General features: G+C 73.3%; 1 protein-coding gene. It reads right to left on the bottom strand.

The genetic code is table 11. The features are described 5' to 3' along the window. On the bottom strand, window positions 1-3,197 hold a 3,197-nt coding region (locus ACZ6Z8_RS39160; protein ID WP_465614735.1), incomplete at its 3' end, for a type I polyketide synthase. Window positions 3,198-3,280: the final 83 nt, after the last annotated feature.

Here is a 3,280-nt window from a genome sequence, read left to right as displayed (position 1 = left end):
GACAGACCCCGCTGACGCGAGAACTCCACGAAGGTGTTCGGCCGCGCCATCACGGTGACACCGCCGGCCAGCGCCATCTCGCACTCACCACGCCGCAGCGACTGCACCGCCAGGTGCAACGCCACCAGCGACGACGAACACGCCGTGTCCACCGTCAGCGCCGGCCCCTCCAGACCGAACGAATACGCCAGCCGACCGGAGATGACGCTGGAGGTGTTGCCGGTGAGCAGGAAGCCCTCGAAGCCCTCGGGAGCCGTGGCGAGCCGCGACCCGTAGTCGTTGTACATGACGCCCGCGTAGACGCCGGTGCGCGAGCCGCGCACGGACGCCGGGTCGATACCCGCGCTCTCGAACGCCTCCCAGGCCGTCTCCAGCAGCAGGCGCTGCTGCGGGTCCATCCCCGCGGCCTCGCGCGGGCTGAGGCCGAAGAACTCCGCGTCGAACTCGGCAGCCTCGTATAGGAACCCGCCCTGCCGGGTGTAGGAGGTTCCGGTCACCTCGGGGTCCGGGTTGTAGAGCTTCTCCACGTCCCAGCCGCGGTCGGACGGGAACTCGCCCACCGCGTCCACTCCGCCGGCCACCAGGTCCCAGAGGTCCTGGGCGCTCGCCACCCCACCGGGGTAGCGGCAGGCCATGCCCACCACCGCGATCGGCTCGTTGTCGTCCTCGGAGGCCGACCGCGCGCGGAGGGCCGGTACGCCCGCCGTCGTCACCGCGCTCGTCGTGCCGATCGCGTCGGAGACCTTGGCGAGCAGGTAGTCGATGACGGCACGCGGCGACGGGTGGTCGAAGACGAGCGTGGTCGGCACCCGCAGGCCGGTGGCGGTGTTGAGCTGGTTGCGCAGTTCGACGCCGGTGAGGGAGTCGAACCCGAGGTCCTTGAAGGCCCGTTCGACATCGATGGTCGCGGAGTCGGAGTGGCCGAGGACCAGGGCGACGACGGCACGCACGGTCTCGGTGATCGCGCGCGTCCGCTCGCTCTCCGCCAGGGCCGCCATCCGGTCGGTCCAGCTGTCGCGGCCCGCGCTCGCCGCGTTCGTGGTGACGCTGCGCCGTACCGGCCCACGCACCAGGGAGCGGAAGACCACGGGCGCCGGCTGCCCGGCGGTACGGGCCTGGGACTTCAACACCGACAGGTCGAGCTGGGCCGGGATGAGCTGGACGTGCTCCTGCGCCAACGCGGTGTCGAACAGCTGGAGCCCCCGCTCCTCGCCGAGCGGTGCCACACCGGAGCGGGTCCAGCGGGCGACGTCGGCCTCGGTGAGGCCGCCCGCCATGCCGTCGGCCTGGTCCCACAGGCCCCAGGCCAGGGCGTGGGCGGACAGTCCGGCGGCACGACGGTGGGCGGCGAGGGTGTCGAGGAAGGTGTTGGCGGCCGCGTAGTTGCTCTGGCCGGAGTTGCCGATCACGCCGGCGATGGACGAGAAGACGACGAACACCGACAGCGGCAGGTCCTTGGTCTGCTCGTGCAGGTTCCACGCCGCGTCCACCTTCGGACGCAGCACTCCCGAGAACCGGTCGGGAGTCTGCGACTCCACGAGCCCGTCGTCCAGGATGCCGGCGGCGTGCACGATTCCGGTCAGCGGGTGCTCGGCCGGGATGGCCGCCAGCACGGCGGCCAGCGCCGCCGGGTCGGCCGCGTCACACCCGGCGAAGCGGACCTCGGCCTCGAACTCGGCGAGCTCCAGCGCCAGTTCGGCCGCACCGGGGGCATCCCCGCCGCGCCGCGAGAGCAGCAGCAGATGCCGCACCCCGTGGTTGCGCACGAGGTGGCGGGCGAGCAGGGTCCCGAGGGTGCCCGAACCGCCGGTGATCATCACGGTGCCCTCGGCGTCGAAGGCGTCGAAGTCGGCAGCGGTGGGGGCGTCCGCAGCCGGCACCGGGACCATCCGCGGCGCGCGCAGCTCTCCCCCGCGCACCACCAGCTGGGACTCGTCGCCGTACAGGCCGCCGGCGTCGAGGTTCTCGGCGCCGAAACCCGGGTCGGCCGGGTCGAGGTCGACCAGGACGAAGCGGTCGGGGTGCTCGGCCTGCGCCGTGCGGACCAGGCCCCACACCGAGCCGGCCGCCAGGTCGGCGGGCGCGTCGCCGGTCTCGGTGCCGACGGCGCCGCGTGTCACGACGACCAGCCGGGCGTCGGCGAAGCGCTCGTCGGCGAGCCAGGCCTGGACCAGGTCCAGCGCCTCACCGGTGAGCCGGTGCACAGCCGCGGGAACGCCCTCGCCCTCGGCGGAGCCCAGCTGGACCACCACCCGCCCTGGCACCTCGACCAGCGACGCCGGATCCGCCGTCACCGTCACCGAGCCGGTCGCGTCGGCCGTCGACGGCACGGGCACCCAGTCCAGCCGGTAGAGCGCACCACGCCGATCGGCGGCCCGGGCGTCGACCCGAGCGGGCCGCAGGACGAGTTCGCCGACCGAGGCCACCGGCCGGCCTGCGCCGTCGGCGACCGTCAGAGCGGCGCTCTCCGCGCCGGTGGGAGTCCACCGCACGCGCAGTTCCTTCGCACCGGTCGCGTAGAGCGAGACGTCACTCCAGGCGAACGGCAGCAGCAGACCTCCGGCAGCCGAGGCGAGCTGCTGGACGAGCGGGTGCAGCGCCGCGTCGAGCAGCGCCGGGTGGACTCCGTACTTCGCCGCGTCCGCGTGCTGCGGCTCGGGCAGGACCACGTCGGCGTAGAGCTGGTCGCCGAGCCGCCACAGCGCCGACACACACTGGAAGGCCGGCCCGTACGTGTAGCCGGTCTCGGCGAGCGCGGGGTAGAAGTCCGCCAGGTCGACGGCTTCGGCGCCGGCCGGCGGCCACTGCACGAGGTCGGCGTCGGGGGCGACGAGGTCGTCCACCGCGAGCCATCCGGAAGCGTGCCTGGTCCACGTGTCCTGGTCGCCGGCCTCGGCGTCCTGGGGTTGCGAGTAGATCCGCACCTGGTGCTGGTCGTTCTCGTCCACCGCGTCCACAGCGACCTGGATCCGCAGGCCGCCGACGGCGGGCAGCAGCATCGGCGCCTCGAGCGTCAGCTCCACCACGCGCGACGCGCCGCTACGGTCGGCGGCTTCCAACGCCAGTTCCACCAACGCGGTCCCGGGCAGCAGGACCCGGCCCTGGATCTCGTGGTCGGTGAGCCAGGGGTGGGTGTGCCGGGACAGGCGTCCACTGAACAGGACACCACCATCAGCCAGACCCGTGACCGCCCCCAACAGCGGATGCCCGGAATCCTGCAGACCGAGCGCCGAAGCACCCGCCCCACCAGCCGGCGCCTCCAGCCAGTAACGACTGCGCT

The organism is Kitasatospora sp. NPDC101108 (assembly GCF_055584725.1).
This window is presented reverse-complemented; position numbering and strand designations above follow the sequence as displayed.